Source organism: Schinkia azotoformans LMG 9581 (genome assembly GCF_000307855.1).
Taxonomy (GTDB): Bacteria; Bacillota; Bacilli; order Bacillales; family Bacillaceae_J; genus Schinkia; species Schinkia azotoformans.
In genome coordinates this window covers 21837-39092 of record NZ_AJLR01000033.1, presented here as the reverse complement: position 1 = coordinate 39092, position 17256 = coordinate 21837, and the positions used below count along the sequence as shown (strand labels likewise).

19 protein-coding genes and 1 riboswitch are annotated in these 17256 nt (G+C 35.9%); of the genes, 4 read left to right on the top strand and 15 right to left on the bottom strand.

The window, feature by feature from the left end; translation table 11 throughout:
* Window positions 1-3: 3 nt before the first annotated feature.
* The 3 genes from BAZO_RS01880 to ybaK form a co-directional block, all read right to left on the bottom strand.
* Window positions 4-1212, bottom strand: coding sequence for a Ger(x)C family spore germination protein (locus BAZO_RS01880; RefSeq protein ID WP_003329530.1), 1209 nt, complete (start codon window positions 1210-1212; stop codon window positions 4-6).
* Window positions 1209-2831 (bottom strand): spore germination protein, encoded by a 1623-nt coding sequence (locus BAZO_RS01875; protein ID WP_003329528.1) that lies wholly within the window; start codon window positions 2829-2831, stop codon window positions 1209-1211. Before BAZO_RS01875 ends, BAZO_RS01880 begins: the two co-directional genes overlap by 4 nt.
* Before the next feature lie 116 nt (window positions 2832-2947).
* Window positions 2948-3424: a Cys-tRNA(Pro) deacylase gene (gene ybaK, locus BAZO_RS01870; protein ID WP_003329527.1), complete on the bottom strand. Its 477-nt coding sequence runs from the start codon at window positions 3422-3424 to the stop codon at window positions 2948-2950.
* A 227-nt stretch (window positions 3425-3651) separates the two neighbouring features.
* Here ybaK and BAZO_RS01865 point away from each other — a divergent pair, with 227 nt between their 5' ends.
* The gene (locus tag BAZO_RS01865; RefSeq protein ID WP_003329526.1) at window positions 3652-4905 is read left to right on the top strand and encodes an ATP-binding protein; all 1254 of its coding nucleotides are present in this window, start codon (window positions 3652-3654) and stop codon (window positions 4903-4905) included.
* A 36-nt stretch (window positions 4906-4941) separates the two neighbouring features.
* Here BAZO_RS01865 and BAZO_RS01860 read toward each other — a convergent pair whose 3' ends face one another.
* The 9 genes from BAZO_RS01860 to sipW (BAZO_RS01820) all read right to left on the bottom strand — a co-directional run bounded on the left by BAZO_RS01860 (window position 4942) and on the right by sipW (BAZO_RS01820) (window position 13945).
* Entirely contained in the window at window positions 4942-5541 is a 600-nt protein-coding gene (locus BAZO_RS01860) for a GNAT family N-acetyltransferase (RefSeq protein WP_003329525.1), read from the bottom strand.
* Between the two features lie 134 nt (window positions 5542-5675).
* On the bottom strand, window positions 5676-7238 hold the full coding sequence (locus tag BAZO_RS01855; RefSeq protein ID WP_003329524.1) for an S-layer homology domain-containing protein: 1563 nt from the start codon (window positions 7236-7238) through the stop codon (window positions 5676-5678).
* Between the two features lie 276 nt (window positions 7239-7514).
* Window positions 7515-8459, bottom strand: coding sequence for a TasA family protein (locus BAZO_RS01850; RefSeq protein ID WP_003329523.1), 945 nt, complete (start codon window positions 8457-8459; stop codon window positions 7515-7517).
* Window positions 8460-8545: 86 nt separating this feature from the next.
* On the bottom strand, window positions 8546-9112 hold the full coding sequence (sipW, locus tag BAZO_RS01845) for a signal peptidase I SipW (RefSeq protein WP_003329522.1): 567 nt from the start codon (window positions 9110-9112) through the stop codon (window positions 8546-8548).
* Window positions 9090-9665, bottom strand: a complete 576-nt coding sequence (locus BAZO_RS01840; RefSeq protein WP_051015736.1) for a signal peptidase I — start codon at window positions 9663-9665, stop codon at window positions 9090-9092. Before BAZO_RS01840 ends, sipW (BAZO_RS01845) begins: the two co-directional genes overlap by 23 nt.
* Window positions 9662-11536, bottom strand: coding sequence for a hypothetical protein (locus tag BAZO_RS01835; RefSeq protein WP_003329520.1), 1875 nt, complete (start codon window positions 11534-11536; stop codon window positions 9662-9664). Before BAZO_RS01835 ends, BAZO_RS01840 begins: the two co-directional genes overlap by 4 nt.
* A gap of 115 nt (window positions 11537-11651) precedes the next feature.
* Window positions 11652-12464, bottom strand: coding sequence for an LPXTG cell wall anchor domain-containing protein (locus tag BAZO_RS21045; RefSeq protein ID WP_003329518.1), 813 nt, complete (start codon window positions 12462-12464; stop codon window positions 11652-11654).
* A 106-nt stretch (window positions 12465-12570) separates the two neighbouring features.
* Complete coding sequence (locus BAZO_RS01825) at window positions 12571-13275, bottom strand: TasA family protein (protein ID WP_003329517.1); 705 nt, start codon at window positions 13273-13275, stop codon at window positions 12571-12573.
* 91 nt (window positions 13276-13366) lie between these two features.
* Window positions 13367-13945 carry a signal peptidase I SipW gene (gene sipW / locus BAZO_RS01820; RefSeq protein ID WP_003329516.1) on the bottom strand — a complete coding sequence of 193 codons (579 nt, stop codon included), beginning with the start codon at window positions 13943-13945 and terminating at the stop codon, window positions 13367-13369.
* 330 nt (window positions 13946-14275) lie between these two features.
* On the opposite strand from sipW (BAZO_RS01820), the gene BAZO_RS01815 reads away from it, so the two are divergent.
* Window positions 14276-14881: a class D sortase gene (locus BAZO_RS01815; RefSeq protein WP_003329515.1), complete on the top strand. Its 606-nt coding sequence runs from the start codon at window positions 14276-14278 to the stop codon at window positions 14879-14881.
* Between the two features lie 64 nt (window positions 14882-14945).
* Here the strand turns inward: BAZO_RS01815 and BAZO_RS01810 are convergent, their stop codons facing one another.
* Window positions 14946-15221 (bottom strand): iron-sulfur cluster biosynthesis family protein, encoded by a 276-nt coding sequence (locus BAZO_RS01810; RefSeq protein WP_003329514.1) that lies wholly within the window; start codon window positions 15219-15221, stop codon window positions 14946-14948.
* A 32-nt stretch (window positions 15222-15253) separates the two neighbouring features.
* On the bottom strand, window positions 15254-15754 hold the full coding sequence (locus BAZO_RS01805) for a YbaK/EbsC family protein (protein WP_003329513.1): 501 nt from the start codon (window positions 15752-15754) through the stop codon (window positions 15254-15256).
* A gap of 285 nt (window positions 15755-16039) precedes the next feature.
* A riboswitch (cyclic di-GMP riboswitch) is annotated at window positions 16040-16122 on the top strand.
* A gap of 21 nt (window positions 16123-16143) precedes the next feature.
* Here BAZO_RS01805 and BAZO_RS23155 point away from each other — a divergent pair.
* Together BAZO_RS23155 and BAZO_RS01800 are read left to right on the top strand one after the other, a co-directional pair.
* Window positions 16144-16305, top strand: a complete 162-nt coding sequence (locus tag BAZO_RS23155; RefSeq protein WP_157382040.1) for an anti-repressor SinI family protein — start codon at window positions 16144-16146, stop codon at window positions 16303-16305.
* Window positions 16306-16377: 72 nt separating this feature from the next.
* Window positions 16378-16716, top strand: coding sequence for a helix-turn-helix domain-containing protein (locus tag BAZO_RS01800; RefSeq protein ID WP_003329511.1), 339 nt, complete (start codon window positions 16378-16380; stop codon window positions 16714-16716).
* Between the two features lie 45 nt (window positions 16717-16761).
* Here BAZO_RS01800 and BAZO_RS01795 read toward each other — a convergent pair whose 3' ends face one another.
* Window positions 16762-17079 (bottom strand): helix-turn-helix domain-containing protein, encoded by a 318-nt coding sequence (locus tag BAZO_RS01795; RefSeq protein WP_003329510.1) that lies wholly within the window; start codon window positions 17077-17079, stop codon window positions 16762-16764.
* Window positions 17080-17256 lie beyond the last annotated feature (177 nt).

The following is a 17256-nucleotide window of genomic DNA, read 5'->3' as shown; positions in this document are numbered from 1 at the left end:
GGATTACTCCTTTGTTAATTCGTCGTGAAATGGGTTTGTGATTGTACCAATCCGGCGAATTTTGATCTTAACGTTAACATTTACTGGGACATTAGTAAAAATCTCTGTCCATTGTTTTTTGATTTTTTCCCAATCCTTTGGATATGTTTTATGGATCCGTTCACCAAATCCCAAAATATCACTTTCGAAATCTTTCTGTGCCTTTTCAACCGTGTTTTCGATCGAATTTCTTATATCACTATTCACTAAGGATTCAAGTTCACCAATAACATGTGGGTCCATAAGATCTAATTTTGTATTGACTTCCCCTACATTTGCTTCACCTGTTACTTTAACTTCAATGCTAATGTCTTCATTTTTGATATGAGGAATGATCTCTGTTTTCGTGCGGATTAATTCAACACCTGCATGGTCATTATTCACATCAAAAACAACAACAGTACTTGTAACCTGGTCCTTAATATAATTAATCCCTTTACTTTCATCCTCATTTAGCCAGCCTACTAATTTGTTTTTACGAAAAGCTGCTATTCCCTTATATGAATATAAAGCATTAGGCGAAATCGTTTCTACATTGGATTTACTAAAACCTATCTTCGGATTACCTTTTACAGTGACACCTGTTAATGTTGGTTGAATCCCTTCACTTACAATGTCATCCATTAAGTCATTTAGTGTCACTTTTCCGGTTGCTGCCCAAACCTCAGCTGATTTTTCAAGGCTGAAAAATAATTTATTGGCAGGTATTTTCTCAATACTGGTAAGGATTTTAAGAGTGTCTTCAGCCGTTTGTTCTTTAGCAACGACTAGATAAAAATCTGTTCTCAATTCATGTGTCCTTGATAAAAAGTCAAGAGCATCGTATAGCCCACTCTTTGCCACCTCTTCGCCAATTACAACCATTCGAAGATGGGCAAGATAAATTTTTCTTGGTACTTCTTTTGAAAGCCTTCGGAGCGCTTCAAATAGGATTTTCCCAGTCGATGTATACGTTGTAACCGGCGTGTCATAGCCACCTCCAGCGTTTTGAGAAGTAACGGTTTCACTGGGATTAATAATTTGCACTGAAACAACAAAATCACCCTTTTCATTTTTATCGATACCCAATGCTACTGCAATTGCCAAATCAGTTAATTCAGTTTTGCTCCAACATCCTGTTAAGGAAGGAAGCAATAATATAGAAACAACAAGCCCTATTAAAACTTTTTTCATGTGCTTTCACTCTTTTGAGGTTCCGGTTTCGATGTAGGATTATTTTGTTCCCGGATTATATTGGTTTGACTTATAAGCCGTGGTCTAGAAAACATTCCCCACCATGGAACCCGGAAAAATACATCTTTTTGATCTTGCAAAATAAATGGTGCTGCTGGTGTTGTGTACGGGACTCCAAAAGATCTAAGCGTACTTAGATGGATGCATAGGAGGATAAGACCAAACATAATACCGACTAGGCCAAAGACAGCAGCCAAGGACATCATTCCAAACCTTAAAATTCGAACTGTTGTAGCTAAATTAATAGATGGAAAACAAAAGTTCGCAATCGCTGTTAAAGAAACAACGATCACCATAGCTGGAGATACAAGTCCTGCTTGAACAGCAGCCTGACCTAATACCAAGGCTCCAACTATACTCATCGCTTGTCCGACTGCCCGCGGCATTCTTACCCCGGCTTCCCGTAATATTTCAAAGGCCACCTCCATCATCAACGCTTCCATAAAAGCAGGAAAAGGAACACCTTCCCTCTGTGCTGCCAAACCAATTAATAAAGTAGTAGGAAGCATCTCTTGGTGGTACGTTAGGACGGCAATATAAAGTGAAGGTGCAATTAAAGCAAGGAAAAAACAAAAGAAACGCAACAATCTTAGGAGTGTTGAGATATCTGCGCGCATATAATAATCCTCACTCGCTTGGAAAAATTCTATAACAAGACTGGGCACGACCATGACAAAGGGTGACCCGTCAACTAAAATGGCAACTCTTCCTTCAAGAAGTTTACCGGCAACGGCATCTGGCCGTTCCGTATTGAAAATAGTCGGAAAAGGAGTGAATGTCTCGTCTTGGATTAGTTCTTCAATATAGCCACTCTCTAATATGGCATCAATATTAATGCGATCCAAACGTTCATGAACTTCTTTAACGACGTCCTCATTGGCTATTCCTTTTATGTAAGCAACCACTACTTTCGTCTTAGTAATCCTTCCAATTTCTTTCGATTCCATCCAGAGGTTAGCACTTCTTATTCTTCTCCTTAATAAAGACGCATTAGTGCCTATGGATTCTATAAATCCATCACGAGGCCCCTTAATCAGTGTTGCTGATTGAGGCTCTTCAATACTTCTTTTCTCAAAGCCGGGGATACTGACAGTAATAGCCTGTGACTGATTTTCAATTAAAATTGCAGCCTGTGCCGATAGAACATTAGTTATTAAAGTATTAAAATCCTCCACCTCGACCGCTTCACCAACTGTGACTACCTTCTCAATTAGAACATCGGTTAGATTATTGGATGCCAGATTTACTGTATTAAGATCTTCTTCCGAAATATTATTTAATAAAGCCACAATAAGTTCTTGGAGTGCCATTGTATCTATCAAATTGTCCGTATAGATAATACAAATTTCATATTTCTCTTTTGGACCAATTTTCAATCTGCGGAAAACAATATCAGTACTATTTCCCAACTGGTTTTTAATGGTTTGAACATTGTCTTCAATACAAGAGAAAAGCGGTTGATTTCCTTGATTGGAATCTTTCGCTGTTGTTCCATCATCTTTATCGTTTGTTGTCCGAAAAATATTGTTCCATGTTCGTTTTATTAGTCTTCCTGGCATGACAATGCACCCCCCATTCACGATTTATTCTTAGCAATTTTTCTCAAATTATGTAAAAATTAAAAGAAAAAGCGAGCCGGGTGGCTCGCTTTTAAACATATTTGGGATGGAATTGTTTATTTGATTAAGTCAGCTAAATTTGCATTTACAGCCTTTGCTAAATCATTGACCTTGATTTCTATTTGCAGACCAATTTGTCCACCGCTCACGATGATTGTTTCATGTAAGCTTGCTGCTTCATGAATATAGGTTGGAAATAGTTTTTTCATTCCAATAGGTGAACAACCGCCGCGAATATAACCTGATACTTTTGTTATCTCCTTAACCGGAATCATTTCAATTTTCTTTTCTCCTACTACCTTTGCGGCCTTCTTTAGATCTAGTTCCTCTTCGACCGGAATTACAAACACATAATAGGCTTTACTTGCACCTTGGGAAATTAATGTCTTATAGACTACTCCCGGTTCTCTACCAATTTTTTCTGCAACTGAAACACCATCAATTTTTCCATCATCTGCACTGTATGACATCATCGTATAGTCTATTTTTTCTTTATCTAAAATACGCATGGCGTTTGTTTTGACTTTTTTCACGCTAATCCCCCATCTTATTATGGTCTATGTAATATCATTAGTTAATCATCTATTATTTTACCATGTTTGAATTACAACTAGGAACACCCATTGAAAAAGGAAATTCCTAGTGATGAATATCACGGAATCCTTTTTCCGATATCTGTATAATAGAATCTAGAAATGTGTATATTTTATGTACTTTTCCTGAAAGTTTTGTGAACATTTGATAGGGGGGGAGAAATCAAATGAGCTATGAGTTGGAAAGGCTGCTTGTGAACGTTTTGTTTATGTTGTTGCCGCTTTTTATTTTCCAAATGTTTTGGCTCGATAAGGACAGAGTTAATTCGAATTTGAAAACTCCAGGATTTGCGATCATGCTCTCTATTTCGCTTATAATCTGCATGAGTTTTCCAATAGAGTTCTTCCCTGGCTTCCATTTTGATTTACGACATGTACTTCTTATTATCGGAGCATTATATGGGGGCTATTATTTTAGCAGTTGGCTATTTATAACTGTATTTGCCTATCGTTTTTTTCTCGGCGGCGACGGTATTTATGTTAACTTTTTTGTTATTTCTTCAATTTGCTTGTGTGTACCATTGCTTTCCAACCTTTATTCTAAATTGAAGCTATATCAAAAAGTATTGATTACTATTATAATAGCAGAAATCGCGGCCGTGCTTGTAATACTTTTATCTTATTTAGTTTTACAAACACCGTTTGAAATTCAGCCAATATCTATAAAATATTTTATCGTCCAGGGGTTGTCAATGGGACTTGTTGTATACTTAGTAGAAACGATGAAATACAATGCGCAAATGCGGAAAGAACTTATTAAAGCAGAAAAAATGAGTATATTAACGCAAATTTCCGCAAGTATATCTCATGAGGTTAAAAATCCGATTACAATTACCCAAGGTTTCGTTGAAGCATTGGAGGATGAAGATTCAAAGGAAAGACGAAAAGAATACGTGGGTTATATATTAGAAGAGCTCCAGCGTGCTCAAAATATCATCTATGAGTTTTTGGCGCTTACAAAACCTGAGTTTGATAGTATGACAAGCATAAACATCTCGAAAGAACTCTCTTATTCTGTAAATTTAATGAAGCCTTTTGCAAAATCACATAAAGTAAAAATCGAAGTTGATAACATCGATGATCAATGTATGATTTTAGGTGACCGTCAAAAAATCCGCCAATGCTTTATTAACTTAATCAAGAACTCTATTGAAGCTATGGAAAATGGCGGTGAACTTTGGATTAAAGCAAATAAAAACAGCAATCGAATTTCGATTGATATTATCGATAATGGTGTTGGGATGACTCCAAATGAGGTTAGTAAATTAGGAACTCCTTATTTTACAACAAAGGAAGAAGGAACTGGCCTCGGAATGATGATTGTCTTCAACATTATTAAAACGATGAAAGGTGAAATTAAAGTTGAAAGTGAAAAAGGAAAAGGAACAAAATTTATGATTACTTTTCCGCTCGCTTCCTGATGAAAATGGATGATTTGAAAAGCCAGTCTTTCCTATTTAGGAATGATTGGCTTTTTTAATTGAATTACTTTTAACCCCTTGAAAGCATTTACGGTGGAAATTACCTAAATGTTTAAACAGTTCCTTCCCATCTGTCGTTATGTTCGATTGGGGTGTTAGCTTTTGATACATCGCCTGATAGGGCTCGGGCACAACCTTGTAGTCGTGAATATAATCTGTCAGATGAAACCCACACTTTTCCCAGAACTGAATTCGCTTTTGATGAATCGGATCTTCAGTAGCTTCTATTTCTAATACCATACTATCGCAGTCAAATTTCGTAAGAGCCAATTCTTTTATATAATGAACAAACAATGCTCCAATGCCTTGATTTCGGTATGACTTTTTAATTGCTAAATAATCTATAAGCAAGGAATTAAAGGCTTTTAGTTTACCCGTAATAGCCATACCAACTACTTTCGGGTTGTTTTCTGTTTCATCCATAACAATATGAAGAAAAATCATTTGTTTTCGAAACATATTGCGGATAACGGCCGTACTTTTTGCACCATGTTTGCCAAAGGCTTCTTCATAGATTGGCCTAGCTCTATTCCAAATTTCTTCATCCCAATAATCAAATGTTCTATATGTCAGCACTGTACTTCTACTCCCGTCTTAAGATGGACTATATTCAAGAATGGTACCTTTATATTACAATTTAAGGGTTGGGAATGTAAAATGGGTATAAAAAGAGAGCATGGTCTAAGCAGACATGCCCTCTCTCGTTATTTTTATAGATTAAAGGTTTTGTTATCGATCACGATTACCCCATCGATATCAGCATCAGTAAGATTGTATTCATCAATTAAGTCATTAACAAATTCATCAACCTCTGACTGATCATCATCACTGAAATCAATATTTTCATTTTCAATAAAGTTTGCCAAGAAAGTTAAGGCCGTTTTACCGGAAAGCTCGAAACGTTTATTTTCGCTTACTATCTTCACTTGTGCTTCGTAACCGTAATTAGATTTACGTTCAAAGAAAATATCTACTTGTGTATTATTGTCACCATTGATTTCAAGATCAATTTTGTTTAGGTCCCCTAATTTGTTCAATAAGCTCTTAATTTCATCGTTTGTATTTGTAGCTTGAGCATCAATTAAAATCTCTGATACCGCCCCTGTCGAATTTAAGTTAAATGCGATCTTTTGATCTACTTTTAAGTCGCCAATAACAGCTTTTGTGCCTGATTTCGTGGTGATTTTAACATTACCGTTAATTAAGAACGGTACAGTGACACGGTCCACATTTACCCAAACGATATTGTTATCTACTTTTGTAATTACTCCGTTATAAGTATAGTCTTTGACCTCTTTAACTATAGACTTAGCTTTAATGTAGATGATGTTGTCGTCCTCATCAATTGTAAATTCAATACTCATATTGGCTGCTAATTTTGAAAGTGTCGCTGCTTTTCCATCCACATAAATTTTTGCATCCTCATCAACAGTATACTCTTTATTTACATATTTCCATTCGCCGTTTGTTTTTACTCTTTGTTTAATAGTAATCTCGGAATTCCTAGAATCTATGGACACAATGGTTCCATTTCCAGATTCATTATAATAGTCGCCAAGATCTTCTTTATAACTTAATAAGCGATTGATAAATACAGCCATTTCAGCACGTGTAACAGGTTTATTTGGTTGGAACGTGTTATCGCTATATCCACTTACAAGCTTTGTTAATGCTGCAAATGCTAGAATTGCTTTTTCTTCTTTGCTTAAGTTATCAATATCTTTAAATAATGGCGTTGCATCTTCCCATTTCTCATCAATGTTATTTCCAACTAATTGAACTAACAAATTCGTAATAAATAAGCGAGTTGCCGGTTTATTTGGCTGAAAATTCTTATTCCCGTCGAGTAAATTTTCTTCAATCGCAATGGCCACACTTGTCTTCGCCCAACTTGGAACATCTTTTAAGTTTTTATTAGAAAGTTTTGGTGTCCGGTCTTTGCCGTCCAGTTCCAATACTCTAACAAGTGATGCAATAACCTCCAGTTGTGTAACCGGCTTATTCGGTTGATATGTAAAATTGTCGTAGCCAGACATTAGACCTAATGAATACATTTTATAGATGTCTTGGTTAGCCCAATGTGTTTCAACATCTTTAAGATAATATTTCTTCTTGGTTGGCTGTTTCCACGTTTGTTCCACCTTTTTGTTATTGCTTTTTCCATTATTACCTTTGCCATTATCAGACTTTGCGTCTACTACACCAGGAATTACCGTAAAAGCCATACTTGCTGCAACAGCTAAAGGTAATGATTTCTTTACCCATTTGTTCATTTCATTTTCCTCCCCACAATTTGTAAGATTATCCTCTATAATACAAATTTCGTATCCACTTACTGTTTATGGGGGTTTTAGGAAAGATACTATTAAATTTGTTGGATTTAATCAAATTGTAAAAATTGAAATAAAGAAGAAATGTACTTTTAGATTTCTACGATGTCCCACCATGACTTGGTTGTAATCAGTTTTTCCAATGCCACCTTAAAAAAATAAAAGTAGTAGATCATTGTTGGATCCTACTACTTTTACCATTTTTTTAATATAAAATTTTTATTTCACTTCGATTGACCAGCTCCACAACTCACCCTTTCCAGGATGGCCAGGTCTTTGGTAGGCTTTAAATTTATAGACCCCTGCTTTTGTTGGAGTATACGTTAGTTTGTAGGATTCCCCAGAGTCCAATGCTGGAATTTCGCCACTGGCAACAACAGTACCACCCTTTGGATTTCCACTGGCAATCCAGTATACTTCATACCTAACTGGGCCTTGCATATCTCTTGAGCCGGATCCATTCTTTACAGTTGCAAAAATTTGCGTATTAGAAATGCCAGATGGTCCATTAAAGCTTAATGAACTCTTATCCCATTTTTCAGGTTCGCCTGGGTTACTTGGGTCGCCACCATCATCACCACTACCACAAATGCCAACAACCCTAAATTCAACAGGGAGTGATTTACCTTCAAATTTATTTTTGTACTTGTTATGTTTTAAAACAAACGAAAATTCAACCGTAAGATTCAATTGTTGCCCCCCGTTTAATCCCTGTTCTGGAAACCATGCCGCAATATTTAAGGGCTTATTAGGAGCAACTATTTGAGCAAGTGTCAAGGTTTGTTCATTAAGTAACTCGCCATTTGCATAAAAGTTTAAATCAAATTGTTCAGCAAAATTTTCTGCTGATGCCACACCATTACCGTTATAATTTTTTTTATCTAGGATTGCTTCTAAACTCAAGTTATCGATAAAGAAAGACCCATTGTTTTTCAGTGTAATGTTCATTGTCTTTGTTTGGCCATCGCGATTTGGAAACATGTTTTTCAAATCAAATGGAGTTGTTATTGCTTCAAAACTACAGGTACCGACAGCTAGAGTGTTGGGGATTTCTTCAACATCATTAAAATAAGACCATGCCCCTTTAGGGATGATTGAGGCTATAATTAATAATAAGCCAATCATTAAAAACGAGTAGTTCTTTATATTTTTATAAGTAAACATTTTATCACCTGTTTTAACTCCAAGATTTTCAACGGTAAGTACACAGCGCCCTGTTGCTGTGCACTTTTTCAGGAATATAATTGCTTCTATATTTCCTCTATCTTTACCGATTGTTTACTACTTTTCTCTAACTCAGTAAATTCCCTCCATAATGAAAACATGCAGTTCCCTATTAAAAGAAACCCAGGGATGATCAACAGTAATGCACTACCAAGTTTTGTGGATGCATAGGAAAACAAATAACCGGCATATGGTATTGTAAAGCCTGTATATTGGCCGATAACATGCTCGGATGGCACAAAATCACGGTCAGCGGTTATATTATGGTCGCCTTTTGTACCATACAGCACATTTCCTCCATTTTTTCTAACCTCAACAATTCGATGAGTAACGAGTATCTTCTCTTTCTTTTTAAAAGTTATAACATCACCTGGTTGAAATCTTGTCATATTTCCCCCGCGTTTGATGGCAATAATGGACCCAGTCATAAAAGTAGGTTCCATTGAACCTGATAATACTATTTTCAGTTCATATCCAAATACATCGTGATTACGTCCAGATACCTTTGAAACAATAACGGTAAAAGCAAGGAGCAATAGAATTGCAGCTAATATAGTAGTAAAGATTCTGTTAATCCATGCTTTGATTTTCATTACTTCCACCACCATAACCAATAGTTCGTCTAAAGATCAAAGGTGACCAGCGATTACTTAATGTAGAGATGGTCAATACAAAAACTGGGACTAGGAAAAACACGATAAAACCCATTTTTGTTTTCGTCAGTTGTAAGACATACCCTGCATAAGGAATGGATATGTTTTGATATTTACCAAAAACGCTAGCAGCCCCCACTTCTTCTACATCAGCAGTAAGGTTTGCATCCCCTTTTGTTATAAAGTAAATTTTAGAATCCAATTTTTTCACTTTAACTATTCGATGTGTGATTAATTGTTTTTCATTTCTTGGTGATTGAAAGGTAATCACATCTTTGACCTGCAGGTTTTCCGGATCGTTAACCTTTTTTACAATAATTAACGATCCAGGTTTGATTTCAGGGTACATCGATCCCGTTAAAACATTTATAATCTGTAAGCCACCAATTTGAAATGTTTCTCCACCCAATTTGCTTGAAATGGTAATATAGCAGCATAATAGAAGAAATGCGAAAAAGATGATTCTTAAACTATTAAAAAAGTACTTTTTCATAATCTTTTGTTCCATTTTGATGGCAAATACGTTCTAATATTAATTTTTACTTTATGATTGTTATCCATCGTAATTATGTCTTTTTGAACATCATGACTAAAAATTTCCGCTGTTCCATCAAATAAATCATTCTCTTCATCTCTTCTATTTAAAATCAGGCTTTCAAATGAATAAAAGTCTTGTTCCATTTTTATAGCATTCAGTGAAGCTACAGTGTCTCTTTCTATGGATTCACTGCCACTTGTTGATTGGCCTGTTGATTGTGTTTCATCTCCGTTAGGTGTAGCTTCAGCTGTTGTAGTTTCTTCAGAGCTTATTGTTTCAGTTTCTTTTGTTTCTTCAGTATCGTTACTACTAACATCCTGACCATCCTTGTCCGTCGGATTATTCTGATTAGAATTAGGTGGCTGCTCTGCCTCAGGGTGTTCGTTATCATTGGCAGAAGGATCCGGGTTAATGTCATCTTCATTTCCAGATTGAGAATCTTCATCATTAGGACGAGCCGGTTGATTCTCAATTCCACCATCTGATTGGTCATTTTGATCTTGCCCTTCTTCATTTGATGGAGGAGTTACCGGCGGCTCTTCACCCGCCACAGGTGGTTGATCCGGATTTGGTTGTACCTCTTCTACAGGTGGCTGATCTGGATTTGGTTGTTCTCCATCTTCTGGTGGAGTACTCGGATTTTGTTCTTCACCTCCCACTGGTGGTTGATCTGGATTTGGTGCACCGCCTCCGTCCTCTCCAGTAGTCGGCACTTCTGGGTTAGGAACTTGTTCCGCTGGTGGAGTTTCCGGATTTGAAGATCCGCCACCTGCTGCTGGTGCACTTTGGCTTTCAAGCTCTTGTTGAGCTTTTTTAGCTTCCTCTTCTTGTTTTATTCTTTCTTGTTCAATTTTTTGTGCTTCCTCTTCCTGTCTTTGTTTTTCTTGTTCAATTTTTGCTTGTACTTCCGTATTTGTTGTTTTTGTATTTTCCATCGTTTCTTTTAGACTATCAATTGCTTGTTGGACTTTTTCATAGTTTGCTTTTGCTTCCTCAAGAACTTCAGGTGATGCCACTTCCTTTGTTCCATCGATATAGGCTTTTAGTTCATTCACATAATTTTCCGCATCTTCTAAAGCCTTTTGTAAATCAGCTTGACTTTTAACCAGTTCTTTTGTAAAAGCTTGAAATGCATTTAAATCAAAGTCAGGTCCTAATTTTGTTAATAGGCCCGCGGCATCTGTATTCGCATTCATTAGACCCTCCAATGCTTTTTGGGCTATTTCTGCAATCATTTCTTTTTCAAGGGCGGCTGCCTCTGCTTGGGCCATAGCTGTAATCATGACATTCACTTGGTTCTTCATTTCTTCTATTTCTTTTACCATTATTACTATTGAATCCAATAGCTCCGTTGCAGCTTGTGTTCCCTCTTCAATAACGTTTAATATATTGATAGCCGATTCATCATCGATAACTTCCATCTTCCCTTGTACTAAATAAATATTAAGTTGATTCATTTTATCTATGGCGGTTTTTTCTGAAGCTTTTGCAGTTTCAAATATCTCTCCTAAATTATTTTCACTATTTGCTTGCTCTGAACTTTCTGCCTGTTCCAATTTTCCGTACACACTATCAGCCAGTTCCCTTGCAGTTGCCACCTTCTCCACTTCGACTTTAATCTCATTTACAAGCCCCTCAATCGTTTCCGGAAAAACAAATGATGTTGTAATTCCTCTATCTTCAATCGTGACTGAATGAGAAAAAACGGCATGGGAAGATGGTGTGACTTGGGCAATCCCAAAAGCAGCAATTGAAATTAAACTTGCTGTTTGATATAATGATTTTTTTCTCATTTTCTTTTTTCTTGCCGATCGCTTTCTTCTCATAAGCATTAACCACCTGTTTAAAATTCCTTTTATAATCATTTTGATGCTTTCGTTCTTTATAAGGAACAAAAATGTTTATAATCTGACTTTGATAACGCAAACCATCAAAGTCAGATTATTTTTTTATAACCATTGTTCTTTCTCTTCGAAAGAATAATAAGATTCCCCCTACAGCTAGTAGGGCAAAACCCCCAAGTACAAAGTTAAAAGTATTTGTGGCAGTAGACGGCAATATTTGCCCATCAACTGGGGGGGAATTCAGTTTTTCCGGATCAATTGGATGTTGCGGGTATATTTTATCCGGGTCTTGGAGCTCTAATGGATTAGTTTGCTCCTGTGGGTCACCCGGATCTTCTGGTATAATCGAGTTATCCGGGTTTTCTGGATCTCTAGGTTGAGTTGGAGTATTTGGTTTATCAGGGTTACTTGGGTTGTCAGAACCTCCTCCAGAGCCTCCACCCGGTGGTGGGTCATAGCCTTCCACAATAAACCTAAATTCAACTTCAAATCCTAGTCCTTGGAATTCATTGCCTAGTTCATACGGAAACTCCAATTCAAACATCAAATCTTCTTCATTAATTGATTTCAAAAATCTTGGAGTTAATCCTCTAAAATCTTTTAAATATCCTTCATGTAAAGTTCCATTTGCATCAGATACTTTAAGTAAAAATTCATTGTATAATTTTTCATCTCCACCTTGAAATTTAGCCGTTGTGTTATAGGAGAAATCTCTTTGTCCTCTATTTTGGATTGTAAGAATTCGATAAGCCCGATCTCCAGGTTTCAAATTTGAAAGATCGAATAAATATCCATTAGTTTTCGTACCTATATCAATTTGTGAAGTACTTTCGGCTTGAAGAGTTGACGGCATCATCAAAAATACCAAGAATGCAAATATGATTGCGGGAATAATCATTCGTTTTTTCATGGAAACTCCTTAATTCATTTTTTATAATGAATGACTATATGAGAGTGAAATAACTATAATTAAAAAGGCGAGTCATACCCGCCTTTTTACTTATAAAACTAGATCATTAATTAGAGTTTGCTTCCTTGTTAATATCTAAATATCCATTATCTTTTGTTTGATCAGTTGTTAAACCAGCCCATTGTGTTGCTTCAAGTGTAAAGCTAATTTGTGCAGAATCACCTTGGTATTTGTTTTGATCTTGTTCACCATTAATACCAACAGTAGGATCATCCTTAAATGTGATTTGAATTCTTATATTTTCAGTATCGGCTGGATTAAGTGGAATACCAGAATATCTTGGATCATTAGTATTAGTTGGTGCCAAGTTTGGTGTTTCAGTCAATAAATCTTTTAAGGTTTTATTTTGAACTACGGTAATTTGTCTATCTACATCGATAATATTTACGTTAAATTGATCAAGGAAATCTTCTTGAGAGTTATCAGTAGCACCATGTGTATTAACATATTCATTTTCACCTTGTGTAAATGAAGTTATAGCTGTTGTCATTAATACATCTTTAATAGCTAATGAACCTGCATTACTTAATAAAAACTCTCTTTCTATAGTATCCCCAGGCTTCAGGTTTGAGAGGTCAAATAATGCCGTTGCACCATCACCATTATTAACATCAAGGTTTAATGTTCCTGCTGCAAAACTACTGCCAACTGTCTCAATGTCGTTAAATGCTGCCCAAGTTCCTCCACCAATTAATGATAATCCTAATGCTGCCGATGCTACTCCTAAACCTAATTTCTTTTTAATACTCATTTTTCTTTTCCTCCTCATTTATTACCTCGTCATTTTCGAGGTATGTATGTTTTGTTTTTTTATATTGAATTCCTATTTTTTTATAGGAAGATCAACCGTTTATTACCGGATTATCATTTTCTGTTTTTCTAGTTGCTTTTTCAAGTTCTTTTAATCCTTTAAAGATTGATACTGCCGAGTAGAGTAAAAGTAATACACCTGGTAATATTAATAAAATAACTGCCCCCTTTGCTGATCTGGCGAAATCCATGAAGTAACCAGCATTTGGAATGGTGAATCCAGTATATTCACCAACTACATTTCCAGCTAAAACTGGATTCGAGTCCGGGGATTCAACGTTATCACCCTTAGTTCTAAACATTGTATTTTCTCCATTACCTATGACCTCGATTATTCTGTGGGTAACTAGTTTATCTTGAGATTCCATAAAGGTTATAACATCATCTTTCTTTAACCTAGTTAGATCTTCAACTGGTTTTACAGCAATAATTGAACCTGTCATAAAAGTCGGTTCCATTGAGCCAGAAAAAACAGGTTTTAATTGATAGCCGAAAAGGTTCGGTCCTCCACCAGAGGCTTTTGATGAAATAACAGCTATGACCATAACTATTAATAATAGAAATAACATGGTTGTTGTTAACCCGCTAATGACCTTCCATACTTTTTTCACATTTCCACCCCTTTCTCGTGGATTTGTACTCCATGATTAACCGCCTCCTACACATTTGTTCTTTTCTACGAACATGTTATTAAGTTTAAATTCCCATGTTCCGGTTTGTTGTTTTTGTTCTTTATATCGAACTCACAAGTTGAGTATATGATAAAAGGATTACTTTGAAAAATCTGAAAATTAGCCTTATTTTCTTAATAACGAACAAAAAATAAGCTTTTCCTCCTTTTTTCTCCTGTTACCTTACTTTTTCATAACTTTATAAAGAACCATTCGTTCTATATATTGAACAATAGTAGAACGAATAAACTTGGAGGGGGGATTAAGATAATGGTCAAAAAAATAGCTATCATCATCATCATTGCTGGTATTGTCCTGATTGGAATTGGTGTTTTTCAATATTTCAATTCAAAGGAGGAACAAAAAAATACTCTAAAGGAGGCTTATAAGATTCTAGAGGATCATAACCAACAAATAAATAATCACCTAAATGAAGACCATCATACAAAAAAAGATGAAGAATTTAATCCATTCCATGGTGAAACGGTTGGAATTCTAGAAATTCCAAAGCTTAATGCTGAACTCCCGATTGTGGAAGGAACATCTGACAATGACCTTGAAAAAGGGGTTGGCCATTACAAAGGGACAGCCTATCCAACCGAAGGAGATCAAATTGTTTTATCTGGTCATCGGGATACTGTTTTTCGGAGAATGGGAGAGTTAGAGGTTGGTGATGTTTTTATTGTTAAACTCCCCTACGGGAGCTTTGAATATAAAATTGAGAGTACAAAAATAGTCGATGCAGATGATCGAACAATTATTAAATCGACCGCTCCTAATGAAGAGCTTGTAGTGACGACCTGCTACCCGTTCACATTTGTTGGGACTGCACCTGACCGTTATATTTTGACGGCAAAGCCGGTTAAGATGAAGTAAAAATGCCCTATAGAAAGTCTTTCAATGACTTCCCTATAGGGCACTTTTTATAAACATTTTACAATTAGACTGCTTCTGCAACAAATTCCATAAAACCAGTTTGATCTGGCACATAATCAATTTGGTTATTGTTAAAGTAATGGAGTTGGGTTTTATCAATGATAAAATGGAGTCCGTCGATGATGATTTCTTCGTCATTTGGGTGAATGGATTCATCCAAAGTTAATTTCAGCTTTACCCAACAACTAAAGCGTAGTTGCAGACGAATGAATTTCTTTGTTTCTGATTTATTTAATCTTTTTTGTAATTCTGTTTTGGCTGCATCAGTTATAGATAACATCAGTTCCTCCCCCTATTGCTATCGAAGCAAAACTATACAGCCGCTTCTTCTAACCCATCTTCTTCCCAGTCTTTACAAACATCGACCCACTCTTTTGCATATGAATATTGAACTATTTCCTCAATTGTTAATTCGATCGCGGAGTTTGTGCTTCCGCAGGCTGGGAAAACGGTCTCGAAGCGTTTCATGGAGACGTCGAGATAGACATCTAAATCATTGGCCAAGCCAAACGGGCACACTCCACCAATGGCATGTCCTGTTTGTTCCAGAACTTCATCCGGCGTGAGCATTCGGGCTTTGAAACCAAATGTTTGGCGGAATTTCTTGTTGTCAATTTTGGCATCGCCGGCAGCAACAATTAATATCGCTTTTTCGTCTTCTCCTCTAAATGATAATGTTTTTGCAATTCGTGCTGGAATAACCCCAATAGTTTCAGCGGCTTGTTCAACCGTTGCACTTGAAGTATCAAATTCCATGACATCCTTTTCACGATTCCACTTTTTAAAATGAGCTTTTACATTTTCAAGAGACAAATTATACATCCTTTCTTTCATACGTATTACTTAAAATGATATCATATCTTTATAAGAATTAGAAAAATATGGCTTTCCACGTTTGATGTATTTTTGTCGATATTTCACCCTGAAAAGGTAGCAATAAATCGGAAACCCTATAATAAAATTAGATGAACTATTACAAATTCCCTAATTCACTAAAACGAAAGTACTAATAAATTTATCCAACAAGGGGGATGCATCCAATAAAAAATTATTCTTATTAGCAATACAGAAGATTTTGTTCGAAAGTCAAAATCCATACTTTGAAAAAGGCAAACCTGCTTGCAAAACAGGGACGCAAAGCCACAGATCTAAGGCATAACTTTGATAGCTGGGCTACCAAAAGTAATAAACCAGGGGGAAATATGGATACTCAAAGTACACAGTCTTCTCAGACTCAAGACATTAAACTACCCACAATTGATTTAGAGTGGTTACAATTACTTTTAGTTGCAAAATCAATGGGACTATCGATTGAGGACATAAGGGTATTTTTAAGAAATAATAGCGACAATGTTGAAATGTAGGATATGAGCCTTTCTAATAATGAACATTCATGATAAGATGTTATTATAAATCATACGCTTAGGGAGATATCAATGATAGGGAAACGTATCCAAACAATTAGAAAAGAGAAGGGGCTCTCACTATCAGATTTGGCTGCAAAGGCAGGTATTGCAAAATCCTATTTAAGCTCGATTGAGCGGGATATTCAATCTAATCCCTCTGTTCAATTTTTAGAAAAAATAGCAGCAGTTTTAGATATAAGTGTTCAATCACTTATAAATGCTGGGGCCAATGAAGATTCATTAGATCCGGAATGGATAAAGCTAGCTCAGGAAGCAGCAGAATCTGGGGTAAGTAAAGAACAATTTCGTGAATTTTTAGAATTCACAAAATGGCAGATCGAACAACGGAAAAATAATGAAAATGAATAAAAAAGAAGCTGGGATGGAATGGTTTTACTAATTCATCCCAGCTTTTTATTTTAGCAGATTTATTAACTGTCTTAATTTTTCTTTATCGATATTTGAATTACTCATTTCAATCGCCAGCTGTATCACTTCTTTGTCTAGATTTTGGGGGTCGATTTGTTTTTGTAGTTTATTGGAAGTTAGTAATGATTGAAGGTCAACACTTAATGCTTTTGAAATTTTTTCAATCACTTCAATGCTTGGGTTTGTCTGTTTTCCTCGTTCAATAAAACTCAAATAAGACTTTGAAATTCCCGATAATTTTGCCAGCTCTGTTAATGACATCCCTTTCTTCATTCGTAGGTCCCGAATTTTCTTTCCATTCATATTATGTCCCCTTCATAATATTAATTAAGTGAAAATCCCTCCCTCCAACATTTTATTAAGAACGCAACCTCTAAAAAACATATTCGTTCTTTATATAGAACATTCAATTAAAGTATACTCTACCTTTCATTCATATGCAAAGCTATTTTACTTAAAGAGAGAGTAGGATGAACCCAA